Origin of the sequence: Anaerobiospirillum sp. NML120511 (genome assembly GCF_023050955.1) — a bacterium.
GTDB lineage: Bacteria > Pseudomonadota > Gammaproteobacteria > Enterobacterales > Succinivibrionaceae > Anaerobiospirillum.
Genome location: NZ_JALKIK010000036.1, coordinates 18,311 through 37,468 on the forward strand (window position 1 = coordinate 18,311; position 19,158 = coordinate 37,468).

General features: G+C 49.5%; 4 protein-coding genes. 2 read left to right on the forward strand and 2 right to left on the reverse strand.

Going from position 1 to position 19,158, the window contains the following annotated elements:
* Positions 1 to 1,539 precede the first annotated feature (1,539 nt).
* Together MXE39_RS09735 and MXE39_RS09740 are read right to left on the reverse strand one after the other, a co-directional pair.
* Entirely contained in the window at positions 1,540 to 7,254 is a 5,715-nt protein-coding gene (locus tag MXE39_RS09735; RefSeq protein ID WP_246978479.1) for an autotransporter domain-containing protein, read from the reverse strand.
* 1,742 nt (positions 7,255 to 8,996) lie between these two features.
* The gene (locus MXE39_RS09740) at positions 8,997 to 14,936 is read right to left on the reverse strand and encodes an autotransporter domain-containing protein (protein ID WP_246978482.1); all 5,940 of its coding nucleotides are present in this window, start codon (positions 14,934 to 14,936) and stop codon (positions 8,997 to 8,999) included.
* A gap of 1,484 nt (positions 14,937 to 16,420) precedes the next feature.
* Here MXE39_RS09740 and MXE39_RS09745 point away from each other — a divergent pair.
* Both MXE39_RS09745 and MXE39_RS09750 read left to right on the forward strand, forming a co-directional pair.
* Positions 16,421 to 17,365, forward strand: a complete 945-nt coding sequence (locus MXE39_RS09745; RefSeq protein ID WP_246978484.1) for an FkbM family methyltransferase — start codon at positions 16,421 to 16,423, stop codon at positions 17,363 to 17,365.
* 982 nt (positions 17,366 to 18,347) lie between these two features.
* On the forward strand, positions 18,348 to 19,031 hold the full coding sequence (locus tag MXE39_RS09750) for a D-lyxose/D-mannose family sugar isomerase (RefSeq protein ID WP_246978486.1): 684 nt from the start codon (positions 18,348 to 18,350) through the stop codon (positions 19,029 to 19,031).
* The last annotated feature ends 127 nt before the right edge of the window (positions 19,032 to 19,158 follow it).

A 19,158-nucleotide genomic window follows, 5' to 3' on the forward strand; every position in this document is an offset into this window, starting at 1 on the left:
GGTCATGGCCGGTGTACTGTCAGCGTATGACCAGTTGTCAGCTGTATACTCACCTTTGTACTGCAGTGCTTTTTTAGTGATATGAGCGCTGGCATAAGCTGCCAGTGGCTTTTTGGTTCAGCGATCATCCTGCAGCGCTCTGTTGGGCTATATTCCGGACACAATACGGGACGTATACAAGTCCTTTTTGAGTCTATGGAATGGCTTTGAGAGGAGAGGTGAACAACCTTATGAGATACGGTCATGGCAGCCGCCGCAGGCATGCGTGATTGAGCATGCTGTTTGCTGTATGGATATCCTCACGTTCTGCAACAGCAGACGTAATAAAGGGTAACCATTGCAAGGTGGCTGCTATTTGAGGGATGCTCGTGCCATGGAAAATGGCAGATTTTATGACAGACCGGTCATGCGGTTAGATTCGAAGCAAGTGTCACAAGTTAATGGTACTTTTGCTGGAATCAGTGCATGACTTAAGGCTGGAACTGAACAGGTGGGGAAGCGGTACTGAGTCGGTAATACCCGCGGTGACTGTACTGCAAATCATAAGGATAATGTGGCAGCACAGCGATGTCATGGCGACATCGTAACAACTACATATTAGGGCATCAAAAGGCTTACAATGTAAGGTTAAAGCTGATATTTCAGCCGTTATGTAATGCCTGTTTGGCCCAGGTATCCAGGACGGAAAGAAAGGGACAGAACATTAACACAGGCACTCGAAAGTGGCCAGAAATGGCTTATATATCGAATGCGTGGGCGTGTTCAAGGACGCTGGCACCGCCAATTTCGCGAAAAAAAAAAAAAAGCATATTATATGCCAACTAACAGTTCCTTTGAAAAATTTTTTATTCTTAAAGGCAATAAATGTTAGTTATATGCTTTTTCAGCGCCTTTAAGTTTCTTTTATTCCTCAGGATAGTTTGTATTGACCATGCCGTCAATAGCGGGCGGTTTCGGTGCATTCTGAGCCTAACTTATAGAGCGCTTGTGCCTGTATCATAATTTGCAAGTATGTCAAAAGTTGTTTGTGCAAACAATGGATCATGGCCTGTGCTGCACTCTGCAGTATTGCAAGCCTCTGGCTCGAATGGAGTGTGAGTCTTGGGTAACATGCTTGTGCGCATTACGGCAACACCCGGGCACTGAGGTTACGCGATAAGGTCATCATAATCTCGAGGAAATCCAGCAGTCCAATTGCCAATCTGTTCATAGGTATATTTATCCCAACGTAAAAGGCGGTTTTCGGAAATCCGGAAACCGCCTAAATTATTTTGTAAAGCATCTAACCAGTGTTCTGTTAATGCTTAGGACTCATTCCTTACACATGAGCTTGCCTATCATATGCAGGAAATCTGTCATGGCATTGAACTCAGTTCTAGGCTATATGCTTTATAAATTGTTTTGGTTTTTCGTCTGTGTGCAACGCTCTGATAACAGCTTTCCTGAGTAATGGTTCCCAGGAAATTGTGATTTGGCATCACCACCAGACGCCGGGGCTGCTGCCCCGGCTACGGTGACAATGAATATCACAAACTGTTATTAGAATACGTAACGTACGTTAGCGTTAGCACCAAACTCCTTAACATTGGAGGAACCGGTGTAGTTCAGACCAAAGCCTAAGCCCATGTTGCCAGACTTGGCGGCCACGCCCATGGAAGCACCATAGGTGAAGCTGTCAACGAACTCGTTCTTGGTGGCAACGTCCCAGTTGGTTACGTTGGTCCAGGTTACGGTGCCGTCAGCAGTGTCATCGCAGAAGTTGCCGGTTAAGGTCAGGTCAAAGGCAGGCTTTACGCTCCAGTTGTCCATTGCATACTCCTTGGAGATGGTTACACCTACAGGGATGGAGAATACATTGGCAGATGAAGTAGCAAAGTTGCCTACATCACCAAATTCAGCGCTGGTAATGACGTAATCGTCCATGTCGATGCGGGTAAAGCGCAGACCGGCATGAGGGGCTACATCAACACCGCCGAAGTTCATGGCATACTGACCGGTTACGCCGGCAGACAGGGTGGTGGTATCAAATGATGAAGATACCTGACCAGCTTCAGTATTAGCCTCAACATCGGAGTCAACAGTGGTGTAGGAGAGGTCAGCTACGATGGACAGAGCATCCATGGAGTAACCGGCATACAGAGCACCGCCGAAGTAGTTGAAGTCATTGGTTACAGCGGAGGCAGCACCCTGACCATCAGCATCACCAGAGCCGATATTCAGCATGGCACCAACACGCATACCATTGCCTAAGGAGTAGTCACCACCGAGGGCAACACCAAAGAGGCTTACGTCAGCACCATACTCCAGACCGTCAGCACCAAAGCCGTCGGAATCGGCAGAACGGTATACAGGAGTTACCCACATACCGGTACCCTGACCATTGTCAGCATAGGTGAGGGCAGCAGCTGCGTTACCCATACCAAAGAGACCGGCAACGGCATCAGAGGTAGTGGAGGTTGCAGTCAGGGCAGCCTGAGGAGCGCCACCGAATACACCCATACGGGCAGCCTGGTCAGCGGCCAGACCTGAAGTGTTGCGTGCTACCTTCTCAAGGAAAGCGTTGGAAGCCTTGCTGTAGACAACGCCATCAACAGCGGTAAAGCCAGTGATTGGGTTTTCAGACTGGAACTCCTGAGGAGCAGTTGCACTGAATGTTAATGCACCAGTCTTAGGGTCAACAGTAAAGAGACTCTGATCTGCAACAACATTGCCCAGAAGCTCGACACGCTCAGCTACAGCTGCACCAGTGTCTGGATCGGTGCTGTAAGCCTGCTGCCAGTTTCTGGTCTGAGCTGCATAACCAACGAGGAACTCCTTCATTGGAACAGATGCAGCCTGGTAAGCACCACTGGTCTTTGTCAGATCAAGACGCAGGGTCTGCTCAGTTACAGCAGAACCGGCGGCCAGATCAAAGTACATCAGACCATTAAGGGTCTCAACACGGATGTCGTCCTTGCCAGCTTCACCAAGAACCATAACGGTACCTGCAGTTGGATTGGCACCAGTTGTGGAGGCGGTAAAGAGGTTGAAAGTACGGGTGTTGAGGAAGCCGTCACCATCCAGAACAATCTTGCCCTGCTTAACATCCTTGGATGCAGCACGTGGAGCATAGATATTTGCAGTGGTATCACCTGAGGCCAGCTCGAAGTGAACAGCAGCGCCGTCCTTGAGTGCCTGATCGCTTACAGCCAGAATTGCGCCATTACCCATGTACAGGTCAGCTACATCGGTTCCAGATGCAGCACCATATGCATTGCTGTATGCGCCATTTTCTGCCTTGGCAATTTCACTCTGGATGTACTCTGAGCTGTTCTGGCCATCGAGTACGATCTGACCACCTGAGGCAAGGGTCATCTTGCCATTGATGTACAGAGCATTTGCAGTATCGCCCTTAACAAGTGAGCCATTATTCTGGTATGCAGAGATAAAGTTCTGCATCTTTTCTACGGTAGCACCGGCACCTGCCATCAGAGCAGCATTCTTGCCCAGTACAACAGTACCATTTACAGTACCTGCATCCTTAACATCTGCAGCACGTACTGCAGTGCCGAAGTAATCAACAGCAGCTACAGAGGTGTTCTGGCCGTACTCAGGGTCTACCAGCAGAGTGCCACCGCTTAGGTTAAGAGCAGCTGTCTGGAGGTAACCTGTTGAGCCAGGGACAACTACCTTGCCGTCCTGAACAATGTCGTCTGCACCAACAGCAAGTAATGCATCACCGCCCTTGAGGGAGAGTGCACCCTTTACTACCAGGGAGGCACCAGACTGTACCTTGACGTCGTCGGAGGTAACACTCTTGCCAAAGGTAGAGGAGCCATTCTGCAGCTCGAGAGTACCAATATCAGCGTTGTCAGCAAAGCTGTTGGAGGCGCCCATCAGTAAAGCAGTGCCGGAAACGTTAGTCTCACCTGCTGCTACATTGACATTGCCACCAAATACAGAGCCGCCAGTTGCAGCAGTAAGATTCAGACCACCGGCAGTGATGTTCAGCTCGGTGTTATCGTGGGTAAGAACGGTACCGGCCTTAACACCCTCAGCAACATTAACAACACCTGAGCCAACCTCAAGCTTGGTCATATCGCCCTTGCCGTCGACCTTGGCAATATTGGTTGCAGTGTTACCACCGGAAACCAGAAGGATGGTGTCGCGGCCAATATCAGCGGAGCTGTTGCTCAGAGTTACTGAACCAGCATTGCCACCATTGTTCAGGCCCAGGGTACCACCGGCCTTAACAGCAATAGTTACCAGCTTGCCAGTGTCCTCAGCATAGGCAAAGCCCTTGCCCTTGCAGTCATTGAGGGTGGCTACGCCTACATTGACTTTCTGATTACCAGCCTGAGCCTCAATATTACCTACATTGCCATTAATGGTGTTGCTGGCATTGGCACCGGTAACAGTAGCAGTAGCGAGGTCGGCCATTACGAAGTCAGTGAAGTCACTGAACTGACCAAGGGTCTCAGCAGTGATCTTGCCGTCGGTTACGGATACACCATCGATCTTGGCATTGCCAAGTGAGATGAAGCCATCACCAAGAGCCTTTTCTGACTTGGTGAACTCCTTACGCAGGGCCTTGAGCTGATCCAGAGTAAAGGTGTCTGCTTCGGTAAACTGCAGTTTCAGAGTACCAAACTTTGTCATGGAGAACTGAGCAGCATCACCTGAGGTAATGTCAAAGGCATTGCCTGAGGCATCAGTCTTATAAGCAACGGAGATGGTGCCGCTGGCATCGGTAACAAAGCGCTCATCAGCAAGAGCCTTGAGTGCCTCTGAACCGATTGTGAATGATGCATTTGGACCAGCAACATCAACCTTGCCAGCGATCTTCAGGCCGTAACCATTTACTGTGTCGTCAGCACCATCTAAACCTGGAGTGATGTCCTCTTTACCAGCAACAGTCATTGCACCGTTTACGGTGATGTCACCAGAGGTCTGAGTATAGGTTGTCAGGTTCAGTGAGGCATCGGTACCAACGGTTAAGCCACCGTTAGCTACAGTCATGTCTTTGGCAGTGAAGGCGCCATTAGTATCGATCTTAAATTTTGCGCCGTCAGCAAGGGCTACACTGGTAGCAACAGAACCCCATGGGCCTACAGATACGTTGAATGTAGAGCCGCTTGCCAGGTTGATCTTGTTGAAAGCGATTGAGCCGCCGTCAATATGATTAGTACCACCGAGGGTCATGGTGGAGCCGCTGGCAAGGTGCAGACCTACTGCCTGAGTGGTTTCAAGAGCCTCGAGTACGGTGTAGTTACCGGAGCCGACATAGACGTCGTTATAAGCGCCATCTTTCTCGTTCTCAAGAGTTAAGGTGCCTACTGAGATACTGCCGCTGGCGCCAATATCAAGAGCTGCACCACTGGCAAGACCACTTACTGCCAGACCATCAGCAGACAGGGTGCCCTTAGTAAGAAGGATGCCACCCTTATCCATACCACTGCCGCCGATCTTGCTCTTATCAAGAGAAAGCTCTCCTGACACAATCAGGCTACCGCCGCCACTTACTTTGAACTGGGTGCCGCTGGCACTTGCTGTAACAGTATCAAGCATAGCCTGGGCATCGGAAGCCTTAATCTTTACGATACCGGCATTGGCCTCAATAACTGGAAGCTTAGATGTACCAGTTGCTTTAGCAACAGTTGCACCGGTCAGGTCTAAGGTTGCTTTTGCTCCTGAAGCTACCAGCTTGGTGCCTGCTGCATCGGCAAGAGTCAGGTTGCCGCTGGCCTTAAGGACAGAGTCAGCGCTGCCTGAACCATCTACAGTAATGGAGCCGCCACTGACAGTGATATCACCTGAATTGGTAATGTTACCGCCCTTAACGGTGATAGAACCGGACACATTGACAGCACCAGTGATAGAACCGTCCTGAGCAGTAGTACCGTCAGCAGAAACGCTGGTTAAAGTCAGCTTGTCCTGCAGGGTATAAACGCTTTCGCCAGTTTTGTTTACGAACTCAACATTAGGAGCCTCTGCGCTACTGAAGCCAAGCTTGCCGCCAGCATTGTCAAATGAGGAACTGCCGAGTGTCAGGGTCTTATTGGCAACGATAACTACATTGCCTGAACCATTACCGGAAAGTGGAGCGGATACAAGAACATTTTCAGACTTAATCTTAGCGCCAGATGCAGCAGAGAGCTTGCCGTCTGCAGCTGCATTAACAATCTCAGTGCCGCCAAGGTCTACAGCAGTACTGTCGGCTGTAACAAAAACCAGAGATCCTGATCCTTTCAGATCCAGCTGACCCTTCTCTCCAAGGTAGCCATCAAGAGTCTTCTTATAAAGAGACAGAGTGCCATTAGCACCTGAGCCTACGACTATAGAGCCGCTACCTGAGCTCTTGCTGGTGATGGATACACCTTCGCCTAAAGAAAGATTGCCTTTAATGGATAATTTTGCTGCGTCTGATTGTGCGCCAGTAACTGTAATGGTACCAGAAGCGATACCTAAAGTGCCCTCATCAACGTCGGCAGTAGCCTCGTCATCCTTCAGCTCTAATACTGCATTCATGCCGGCGCCAGAGGCTATGGTAATGTCAACAGTTGCATCCTTACCCCATGTTCCGATGGTGCCGCCTGATCCGCTAACTTTAATAGCGCCTCCAGTTGCAACGAGGTTACCAATAACCTTTGCAGTAGCTGCACCTGAGCCATTAAGAGTTATGGAACCTGATGGGCCAAGGTTAATTGTTGAGTTGTTAGAACCTAATGAAGCGGCACCGGACTTGGTGGCATCACCAATTGTGACAGATGCGCCGCCTGATACCTCGCTCTTAATATTGATGGTTTTAGCTGATACTGTTGCAGTACCACTCTTTCCATCACCAATAATCTTGAGAGCACCCTTAGATATGTCAATAAGACCAATAGAGGCGCTGATAGAACCTGAGCCAGATGCGGAAAAGGAGAATGCAGTAGTTTTGTTGGCATCTAATACCAGCGAGCCATCACCAGTGAAGCTCAATGCACCGCCTGATGCCTGGAAAGCGCCACTGTTGCTTCCAGATGAAGAAAGCTTGGCATTCCAAGGCTTGAGAGTTCCGTTACCGGAAATGGTTGACTTGATATAAAGGTCACCTGAGGCATCCTCAAGTGAGGTAAAATTACTTTTCAGCTCTGTAGGAGCAGCCTGAGCCTGACCAGCAGCCAGACCGGCGGTCAGGACTACAGCAGAGGCGATGCCCTTAAAGTAGGCGTTCTTGTAGATTGCACGATATTGAGCCATCAGAAACTTGATGGCGTTGTTAGAAAGTTTCATCTGTTTTGTAATGAAATTTGAAGTGTGTTCTGTCTCGCGCTTCCTGATGAGCCGGAGTGCCTTAAGGCCCGCCCTTATCAGGAAGGAGCCGCTTCACTTCACGGCGGCTCGGTGCCAGCTGATTCCTTGCCTGTGATGACAAGGAATTGCTGGCTGTTTGCTGTTCTCATGGCCATAAATGCCTAAGAGCTCTTCTGGATAAGCTGGTCATGGCTGGTGTACTGTCAGCGTATGACCAGTTGTAAGCTGTATACTCACCTTTGTACCGCAATGCTTTTTTAGTGATATGAGAGCTGGCATAAGCTGCCAGTGGCTTTTCGGTTCAGCGAGCATCCTGCAGCGCTCTGTTGGGCCATATTCCGGACACAATACGGGACGTAGAAAAGTCCTTTTTGAGTTGATGGAGTGGCTTTGAGAGGTGAGGTGATATGCCTTTGAGGGACGGTCTTGTCAGCCTGTTTGGTCACGCTCAGAGAGCATGAAATACTGAGGTGCAGGTAGCCCACATACTGCAAAGCAGACATGGTTCGGGTTACCATTCCTGTTGGCTGTTGACGGATTGAATGCTCGTGCCGAAAGAAAACGGCAGAGATTTTGGAAGACCGGTCATGCGGTGAGGTTCGAAGCAAGTGTCACAAGTTAATGGTACTTTTGCTCGAAATAATGCATGACTTAAGGCTGGAACTGAACAGGTGGGGAAGCGGTACTGAGTCGGTAAGACTCGCGGTGACTATACTGCAAATCATAAGGATAATGTGGCAGCACAGCGATGTCATGGCGACATCGTAACAACTACATATAAGGGCATCAAAAGGCTTACAATGAAAGATTAAAGCTGATATTTCAGCCGTTATGTAATGCCTGTTTGGCCCAGGTATCCAGGACGGAAAGAAATGGACAGAACATTAACACAGGCACTCGAAAGTGGCCAGAAATGGCTTATATATCGAATGCATGGGCGTGTTCAAGGACGCTGGCACCGCCAATTTCGCGAAAAAAAAAAAAAAAAGCATATTATATGCCAACTAACAGTTCCTTTGAAAAATTTTTTATTCTTAAAGGCAATAAATGTCAATTATATGCTTTTTTAGCGCCTGTAAGTTTCTTTTATTCCTCAGGATAGTTTGTATTGACTCTGCCGTCAATAGCGGGCGGTTTCGGTGCATTCTGAGCCTAACTTATAGAGCGCTTGTGCCTGTATCATAATTTGCAAGTATGTCAAAAATTGTTTATGCAAACAATGGATCATGGCCTGTGCTGCACTCTGCAGTATTGCAATCCTCTGGCTCGTATGGAGTGTGAGTCATGGGTAACAAGCGTGTGTGCGGTATGGCAAAAGCGGGGCACTTAGGTCACGCGATAAGGCCATCATAATCTCGAGCAAATCCAGCAGTCCAATTGCCAATCTGTTCATAGGTATATTTATCCCAACGTAAAAGGCGGTTTTCGGAAATCCGGAAACCGCCTTAAATATTTTGTAAAGCATCTGGCCGGTATTATGTTCTTGCTTGGGACTCATTCCTTACACATGAGCTTGCCTATCATGTGCAGGGTGTTTGTCCGGGCATGAACATGATATTGGCTTAAATGCTTTATAAATTCTTTTGAGTGTGTATACGCATGCAACGCTCTGATAACAGTCTTCCTGAGTAATGGTTCCCAGGAAATCGTGATGTGACATCACCACCAGACGCCGGGGCTGCTGCCCCGGCTACGGTGACAATGAATATCACAAACTGTTATTAGAATACGTAACGTACGTTAGCGTTAACACCGAACTCCTTGACGTTGGAGGCACCGGTGTAGTTAACACCCAGACCCATACCGAAGTTGCCGGTCTGTGCAGCAACGCCAATGGCGGTGCTGTAGGTGAAGGTGTCAACGAACTCTGACTTGATGTCAGTGCTCAGGTTGGAGATGCCTTCCCAGTCAACGGTACCGGAGGTCTCGTCATCACCAAAGTTGCCGGTTAAGGTCAGGTCAAATGCTGGCTTGACGCTCCAGGCATCGAAGGTGTACTCCTTCTCAACGGTTACACCGACTGGTACGGAGAAGACGTTCATGGAGTTGGAGCTGTACTGAGCGAATACGTCTGTGCCGTTACCTACAGAGTAGTCGTCCTGGTCGATGCGGGTGAAACGTAAACCAGCGTGTGGAGTTACGTTAACACCGCCGAAGTCCATTGCGTACTTGCCGGTTACACCCAGAGACAGAGCGGAGCTGTCAATGGAGGCAGCCAGAGTGCCAAGACCGGTCTGACCCTCAACAGAGTTGTCAACGGTTGTCCAGGAAACATCAGCTACAACGGAGGCAGCACCCATGGTGTAACCCATGTAAGCACCAAAGCCGTAGTAGTCGAAGTCGTTCTTGACGTTGGAGCCAAGACCCTGACCGTCAGCATCACCGGAACCTACATTGAACATGACACCGGCACTTACATTCTCCATTACGGAGACATCAGCACCAACGGCTACGCCGTAGAGGTTCATGTCAGTACCATAGTCAACGCCATCAGCACCAAAGCTGTCGGAGTCAGCGGTCTTGTAGACAGGGGTTACCCACATGCCTGAACCCTGACCGTTAGCGGCGAAGGTAACAGTACCGTTAACGCCTACACCCATGCGGGCAGCAATGGCGTCAGAGGTGGTGTTACCGGCACGCAGAGCAGCCTGAGCTACGCCACCGAAGTCAGCCAGACGGGCAGCGGTTTCAGCGTCAACACCAGCGGTAGTGCCATCCATGATGCGGTTGAACAGCTCGTTGGATGGGGTGTAGTAAAGAACACCATTCTCATCACGGTTCATACCGACAGCAGCAGCCTTGACGGATCCATCAGGATTGATAATACCGGCATCGGTAAGCTGCTTGGCCAGCTCCTTATCCTTGGATAAATCAACTACTGCGCCATCCATATTGGTCAGCTGGCCCTTCTTGTTAACCATGAAGCCGGTCATCTCACCGCGTACTGGGATGTCGTTCTTTACATCAGCATCGCTGCCGTTGATGGTCTTCATACCGTAGGTAATCAGAGTATCACGTACAGGAGCGGACAGATTGCCAAACAGCTTGCGGGCATTGGTCTCGCTGAACTGCAGGCTGATCTTGTCGAGCAGGTTGCTTGTAGCATTCAGCTCAGTGCTGAACAGACCATTTACAGTCTCAACTTCAAGGACCTGGTCGCTGTCATCAAAGAACTCCAGGTTTACCTTGGCTCCTTCAACTGCGGCAGTACCATTACTCTTGGTAATACCGAAGAGCTGAATGTCCTTGTATGGGCTGAAGCCGTTACCAGCAAGCAGAACCTTGGCATTCTTATCAGCAGCAACAGTTGCGGTAGCATTAGCTGGGGTAGTAGCGCCATCCTCGAAGAAGGTAATGGCGGTCTTACCATTCTCTACTGCTGCATAGTCAACAGCCAGAGCTGTGTTTTCACCAATTGTGATTGTATCAGCGAAGAGGTTGCTTACAGTAGCTGTTGGATTATTCAGAGCATCAAGCTCCTGTTCTAAACTGTTATCAGACCTGCTGCCATCAATAACGATCTTGTCGCCGGAACCAAGCTTGATGCTGTTGGCTACGTATACGATAGAACCCAGCTGCTCCTGATTGAGGGAGCCGTCAGCACTATCAAGGTACTTGGCAAAGGTAGCCTTTACTGCATCAACGTTCTCGTTACCCAGGGAAACGATAGAGTTCTGCAGAGCCAGAATCTGACCCTTTACCTGTCCAGAATGAGTACCCTTGGTGGTATCAGCATCAGTCAGGTTCTTAACAGCAGCAATGGAAGCGCCCTGATCGTAGTCTGGATCAACAACGATGAAGCCACCATTGAGTTCCAGGTTCTTAACGCTCAGGTAAGCGTTAGAAGGAGCAACCACATCAGATGGATTGGCTGGTGCTGGGGGCTGCTCAGGAGTGCCTGCTGTACCAACACGGATGGACTGGTTGGTGCCGTTCTTGAGGGTTAAGGTATCAGCCTTTAAGGTAGCGCCGTCGATAACATTAAGAGTGTCACCTACATCAACCTTGCCTGCAACTTCGGTGTCACCAAGAATGGTTGCATCGGCATTGAAGTTCACGTCAACAAACTTGTTGCCATCAGCATTGAGCTCAGCCAGGTTCTTGAAGGTTGCGACAGAGCCGGAGCCGGTTACCTCAATGGTACCGAGGGCATCAACAGCCTTTTCAGCAGTAAAGGCGCCAGTGGTTACCTTAAGAGCGCTGCCCTTGGCGGTATCCAGAGTGCCCTTGGCAGTTAAGGTACCAACAGAGGCAGTGCCGCTGAGCTTGAGAGCACCAGCGAAAGAAGCATCACCAGTAACATTTACGACACCGTCAATGATGTTCTCATTGGTATTGCTTGCTGCATTCAAGGAACCGGCATTTAAGACAGAGCCCTTGGCGCTGTCGAGGAAGCCTACATTAGCAGCACCAGTTACATTGGCAGTACCTGCAGTAACCAGAAGCTCAGAGGTGTTCTTGCCTGCAACATCACCCTTTACAGTGATGGTGCCGCCCTGACCGGCGTTGAGCTTGAGTACAGAGCCGTTAGCAAGGCTTACCTTGCCAACCTCACCTGAGTTGTTCAGAGTTAAGGTGCCGTTCTTGACGCTCAGGCCAACTACATTCTTACCAGTTGAATCAGAGGCAAACAGTCCATTGTTCTTGTTTGCACCGCTTAAGCTGGATGAAGTGGTGATACCAATCTGAGTATCGGTAGAGCCGGCAGCCTGCTGCAGAGAGCCGAAGTTACCACGTACATCTTCAGAGATGTTGGTTACGATAACATCAGCCAGGTCCTTGTTAACAACGTCTGAGTTGACGTCAGCAAAGCCCTTGATATCATTCCATGCAACCTTGCCATCTACAACAACGCCACCCTCACCGGTAACACCGTTAATGGTGGCATTGCCAAGGTCCAGAACACCGGCAGTTAAAGAGCCAGAAGCAACACCAAAGATGTCACGCAGCTTTACAAGGTCAGCAGAGGCAAGGGAAACACCGGAGTCAAAGCTGAACTTAACAGTACCGCCCTGCCTGAGGTCGATGGAGCTGGAAGTAAAGCCCTTAAGGTCAGCGGTGTTGAGCTTCCAGGCTTCGCCGTCGGCAGTCAGCATGGAGCTTACAGCAGTGCTGCCAAACTCGAGGTTACCCTTATCAGTAACAACAACATTCTTGTTGCCTGATACCAGGTCAACGCCCTTCTTTTCAGTATCGGCGGAATCACCTCTTACAGTCATGCTGCCGGTGATGCTTAATGAGCCGCCGGAAACAGTGAGCTTGTTGGTAGAGGCAGTTGCACCCTCACTGATAGTGATAATAGTAGAACCAGAGTTGACCAGCTCCTTAACCTGTAAGGAGGCATTCTTCTCTACAGTAATCTTACCGGCTGTACCAGTAAGCTTGTTGACGCTCAGACCGGCAGCTGCAGGAGCAATATCTTCAGCCTTGACCTTCTTGCCGCCAATTACCAGAGAACCGCTCTTGTTCTCAATATCAACATCACCAGACCAGGTGCCACCGGCAACAGACATGGTGCCTGAAGCTGATCCTTCGCCAATGGTAATAGCAGAGGTGATCTCACCACCATCATCGGCAGCTGAACCCAGTGTCAGAACGGAACCGGACAGTACAACAGGGGCAACGGTAGTGCCGTCTGCCTTTACTGCACCTAAAGAGCTCATGGCAACGTAGTTACCTGATGCAACTTTCACATCATCGCTCTTGAAAGTCAGGGAGTCAGCCTGGATGGTGCCGGTACCAAGGTCAGCAGAGGTGCCAGACAGAACTAATGAGCCTTTTACAGCAAGCTTACCGCCGTTCAGGTTGAAGCCCTTAGCACTAACACCTTCTTTCTTGGTGGTAGCAGCATCAAGAACCAGCTCGCCTGCAGAGGCATCAACCTCTACCAGACCGTTGTTCTTGATGGTAAATAAACCGCCTTTGGTTTCATTGCTTATGAGACTGGTAACATCAGTGCCCTTGAGCTTTAATGTTCCTGCGTCAACACCAATTGCGATGGTCTTATCACTTTTGCCAACACCAGTTACTGTAGCGCCGGTTAAGTTGAGGGTTGCACCAGAACCACTAACAGTAATCTTGCTATTGTCTGCAGCCTGAGCCTTGAAGTTACCAGTTACAGTAAGGGATGTGGTCTTGCCTGCAGCTGCAGTTACAGCCAGGGTACCACCCTTAACATCGATGCCATCAGCAGCAGTGTAGGCACCCTGCTCAACAGTCAGAGCTCCACCAGAGACGAGTACGTTGCCGGTAATGGCGGTTGAATCAGTCTTTGAAGTAGCGAGCTTTACTTTGTTAGCAAGAGTAAAAGCGCCACTTGACTTCATAGTGAGGGACTCTGCAGTTGCCTCACCAAAACCAAGGGTAGTAGTACCGTTGTAGGAGTCTGAGCCCAGAGTTAAGCTTTGAGCCTTGAGAAGGGTGTTGGCTGAATCGTTAGCAGCGGAGCCGTCCTTGGTAATTGCTTTGGAAACCAGCATATCGGCGGCATAAATTGAGCCCGAGCCTGAGAAACCAATCTTCTGGTCTGTAGCTGAGCCGGACATCTGGAACTCACTTACATCTACCTGAGTGGTGTCTGTAAGAATAATTGCTCCTGAAGCTCCGAGATTTACTTGTCCCTTGGCATTCTCAAGCACTTTCTTGAGCTGATCCTTACTTACTTTGAGAACTGCAGCACTTGTAGATCCAGATCCTACAGTGACAGTAGCTCCGCTGGCGCCAGTAAGAGTAAACTTAACGTCTTTGCCAAACTCTAAAGTACCGCTCTTAATGGTAAGACCGGCGGTACCTGAGGTTGAGTCCATACCATATGAGCCAGATGTAATCTGCAGCAGGCCTTCATTTACTTCCTTAGTTGTAGCGTCGTCAGCAATGGTGATCTTGGTAGCAGTGCCATCGGTCTTTGCACCGACGATGTTGATATTGGCATTGGCGCCTAAGCCGTAGGCATTGAGGTCAGAGGTCTTATTGGTAAACTTGAACTCACCACCGCTGGCAGCAGAGATGTTACCTAATACAGCACCACTCTGGCCAACCTCAATGACAGCGCCATCCTCCATCTGGAATGCAGTGCTCTTATCACCAAGAGTTGCTCCTGATGTATCGCCAGTTACCTTGATGATACCCTCAGCACCAACCTTGATTACGTCACCAATTAAAGCAGCAGTGTTAGCGCCTGATGCAGCAACACTCAGTGTGCCTTTGTTTACGTCAACAGTAGCGATATCAATGGTAATAGGAGCAGCGTCAGCAGCCTTGATGTTGAAAGCATCTGTAGTCTTGCCATGCTTGATTGTAAGAGTGCCATTACCTTTTAAAGTGACGGCACCTGTCTTACTTGTAATGCTGTTTGCAGCATTACCACTGACACCATTTGAGTACAGGTGGGCGTTCCAGCTGCCACCACCTGAAACAGTAACTGCCCATGCTGCACTTGCTACATCAAGGTCATAATGCTTGTCGGCTGTTCCGATGCTTGTTGCAAAAGCGCCAGATGCAAGCTTTTCGTGGGCTGGGGCAGCGTCAGCAGCCTGAGCCTGGCCAGCTGCCAGACCGGTGGTCAGGACTACGGCAGAGGCAATGCCCTTGAAGTAGGCGTTCTTGTAGATTGCACGATATTGGGCCATCAGGAACTTGATGGCGTTGTTTGAAAGTTTCATCTAGTTTTTTTTTGAAAAGTTTGATGAAGTGGGGGTTCTGGCCTGGTGCGTGTTGCTGTGCCTCTGACTCGTATTAAGTGCTTTTTTTCTGGGTCCGGCTGGCAGAGTGAGCCGGTAAGAGTTCAGAGGGGATTACAGAAACTTATGACCACTTCACTTCGTTGGTGGTCAGGTGCAGATCACTGCAGGCAACGAAGTGTTCCGTTGCCGTGTTTGCAGTGCAGAGGAGACAGGATGGTGCGGCGCATTGATGCTCGGCCAGGGGGCGGGGCAGCTTTTTATTCAATGCGTCGGTACAGGAATCGTCAGGCAGAGTTGACGTGTGTTCAGAGGGGCACCATACCTGGTGCTGGACTTAAGGCTGTCACGGCTTGCGCTGTGGCTGCCGGCGCAGTTGAAAGGATATTGTCAGGATGTTGCTCAGTCTGCGTGCCGACACGGACCGTTTTGTACTGGCTGAGCCAGTTGAGGTCGTGTGGCTTGATAAGCAGGGAAATACCTGGCAGTGATTCAGATAAGCCGGTGTTGTCTTTACCCTGAGTCAGGGGTACTAAGTCTGTAGACAGGGGGATGAACCAGAAGGGAGGAAGAAGTGAGTTCAGACAGCGCCTTTGCCTGTACCTGTTCAAAGGTCAGGTGTGCTTGATACTGTTCGCTTACATTTGCATTAAAACCTGGTGTCATAAATGCAAAAGTATGTCTGGCGTGCTTTTTTGGTGAAAAACACCAAAAGGCAAGTCAGACTGCGAAATTTCAACTACAATATGAGCCTGATTGCTCTCATCATTTGCGCATGTGTATAAAGAATAAATTACGCATGAGTGCGAATTTCGGCTCTTGTCCAGAGCGGAGGGACAGGACAGAACTGGTAGGCTGGTAAACAAGTATTTTTGCCAAAATGGCTTAAATATCAGGTTTACGAGACGTGAAATTCAAAGACGCGGCCATCGCCAAATTTTGCGAAAAAAAAAAAAAAAAAAGCATACTTAATGCCAACTTACAGTTCATACAAAAATTCGCTCCGCGAATTTTTAAAAGTGTCAATAAGTTGCGCGTCGGTTGGAGCTGTTCATTGCTCTTCGTTTCGGGCATTTTTACTGTCATTCAGCGACAGTGAAGTTATGCTAAAAGTACCATTGAGTGTGACACTTTCTTCCAGGTGTGCCTGTCTTCCTTGCCGCTTTATCTCTTGATTCCCTCCTCTATAGCAGCCTCCTGCTCTCTGCTGCAAATGTCATTAATGCAGCACTTTGTATCTCAGTCTTGCAGACCATTACATTCTTATTTCTTTCCTTTTGAACTCAGCTATGGCCAATGCCTGCATGGCTGCCTTGCAGTTTGCCTGCAAGCGGTCTGGTAGGAGGCTCTTTGTGCCAATTGCCATGGTGATGGGAGGTTCTGTCTGGGCAGGCTGGTTCAGCGGCGGTTAATGCTGGGCGGGCAAAGATCATTGCGACCTTAAACATCCAAGGAAAGGAAAGGATATGCCGATGAATGCCGAGGCATTCGGCAATTACGTTTGCAGCAACTACAGAAATCTCAATTTCATGTGGACTGGGCAGTGTGCTCATTACCGTGACCTTCCTGTCATGGCTGAGGTGCTGGGCAGGCTCAAGGATGGTCTTGATGAGGTCTCATGTGAGTGCATAGATCTGCGTGAGCGACTGGTGGAGCTTGCTCGTGCCGACAGTGGCATCCTGGTAAAGGAAAGCTATGCCTGGACAAATGTTGACCGTGCTCTGCTGGAGAACTACAGACAGAAAATGGAAGCGGACAACCCTCCTTTCCTCAGGCAGGTATTTCAGGACTGGTGCTCGAGCTTTACCAGCCTTTATGGTCTGTACGACCTACCAGCTGGCATGCTGGCCTACCTGAATGGCAGGGACATTATCGATGCTGGCGGTTTTGTGGACGATACCCTGCTGCTGTTCAAGGCACTGTTTGGCAACTCAAAGCTGCACAGCTTTGAGCCTGGTGACCTGAGCTACAAGCAGCTGAGTGCCATGCTGGCTGACGATATTAAGGCAGGTAATATCCTTGCTCATAAGAAGGGACTTGGTGAAAAGCCAGGTAACATCAGACTGAGCAGGACCAGTAGTACTGCAGATGCTACTGCCACCATGGCCATTGACTGCCATAAGGGTGATGACTTCTATGAGGATGGTGAGGTTATTACCCTTGATGATTACGTCAGGGAGCTCAACCTTGATGTGGGCCTTATTAAGGTAGATGTTGAGGGCTTGGAGACTGAGATTATCAGGGGCGCTCTGGAGACCATCAAAAAGAGTCACCCAGTAATGGTACTGGCTTTCTACCACACCCCGAAGAGTTCTATGAGCTCAAGGGCTATATTGAGATCCTCAACCTGGGCTACCGTTTCCAGGTACGTCGCAGTTCCATCTGACTGCCCCTTACCGACTTGGTGCTGATTGCATACTAAGCTGCCAGCAGAAGGCATGCGCGCATGTGAGTAGGTGACTAAGCATGAGAAATGGCATGAGCCGGGCTCTGGATATGGGGATGGGCTGCAATTAGGCTCTGTGTTTGCCAGAGCAAGGACACTATCCCTGGTATGAGCACAATCATGGACTAACCATGTACGGCAAGCCGTGGCTATGAAGCATCCCTGATGCCCTGATGGCATAGTGGAGAGGTGAGGTCCTTGTGGCTGCAACCTGTTTCACTGTAGGGATTTTTTTAATGCGAAGGCAGCTCCTGCATGTCAGGGGCTTCCCTCAGCATTTTGGGACAGGGCGGATTGACCGAACAGTTATGACCATGACGGTCGGGAAGTTCGGCCGTTCGGCAGTCCGGCGGCAATGCGGTCTGATGTCTTGACTGCCGGCATGGCGGCTCTGTAACAGTTCCTGGCGGCTTAGCATCTCTGTGCTGTCTTATTTCACCAGTCGACTGTAGCCAAGTAGCGACCTGTGGCTGTTTGCCTCTATGTAGTATGTAGTAAAGAACGTTTGAGCTCTGGCAGAGAGAATGGCTGCGGCGGGGTATGGGGTGGCCTGTGCAAGGTGGCAGGGGCCGGGAGGAGTAGCTGGTATTTTAGGGGCTGGATGGTCAGTGTGACGGGAGTAAATATGGTTGGCGGCTTTGTCCAGTGATTTATGCAAAGGTTTGCTGTTTTGGGATCAAGTGCACAAAGCTTATAAAAATCGTGTTCTTTCGCATCATTTTCCAATGAAATTTGACAATGTCAGAGCGTTTTGGGGTATTATTAATGCAAACATTTGCATTGACGGAGACGCGGCCTTAACGGGCTTTTATAAGCGGCTCCTCCTAAATTTGCTGTGTTTGCTGTGATAACAGGGTAATGATGACTGCAATGGTCATGTATAGCGCTGCATAAGGATCACGGCGTAATGGATTTAGCATTTCTGCCAGGCAGAATAGGTGGTTTTAATGAAGCGTTCCTTTATCAATAAGATTGTTGACGATGCTATTGAGTTCTCAAAGTCATTAAACATGACCCTGCCAAAGTTCGCCTACATTTCAGCTGATGACTGGAAGAAGGCCGACCAGGAGTCCTGGGTTGAGGTATTTGACCTCGAGCTTGGCTGGGATGTTACTGATTACGGCTCAGACGATTTCTACAAGTCCGGCACCTGCCTGTTCACCCTGCGTAACGGCTCAGTAACCGACCCACGTTACGACAAGCCATATGCCGAAAAGATGATGATCATCGAAGATGGTCAGGTTCTTCCTTACCACTTCCACACCTTCAAGATGGAAGACATCTTGAACCGTGGCGGCGGTGAGCTGTGCATCAAGTGCTACTGGGCCACTGAAGATAACCACCTGGACACAGAGCGTCCTGTTGAGCTGTGTGTCGATTCCCAGAAGATTGTATTCAAGCCAGGCGAGGTTATTCGTCTGCTGCCAGGTTCAGGTGTAACCCTGCCTCCACGCATGTACCACTCTTTCTGGGCTGAAAACGGCAAGGTAATGAGCTGGGAAGTTTCCAAGGTCAATGACGACCATAATGACAACCACTATCTCAAGGGCTGCCCACGCTTCTCCGAGATTGAAGAAGACGTCCCAATGAAGTGGTGTCTGTGCAACGAGTACGACAAGGTACGCAAGTAATTAACTTGGCTCATTGAGCACAAAAGTTTTCTAGACATACTGATGAAGGCTTGCCAGGATAAGGTAAGCCTTTCTTTTTTCATGCACCGGCCCAAACCAGGTCATTCTTTCAACCTGAGTTGCAGAA

Coding starts and splice junctions, on each gene's coding strand:
- MXE39_RS09735 (WP_246978479.1), bottom strand. CDS start 7,254: ATGAAACTTTCTAACAACGCCATCAAGTTTCTGATGGCTCAATATCGT.
- MXE39_RS09740 (WP_246978482.1), bottom strand. CDS start 14,936: ATGAAACTTTCAAACAACGCCATCAAGTTCCTGATGGCCCAATATCGT.
- MXE39_RS09745 (WP_246978484.1), top strand. CDS start 16,421: ATGCCGATGAATGCCGAGGCATTCGGCAATTACGTTTGCAGCAACTAC.
- MXE39_RS09750 (WP_246978486.1), top strand. CDS start 18,348: ATGAAGCGTTCCTTTATCAATAAGATTGTTGACGATGCTATTGAGTTC.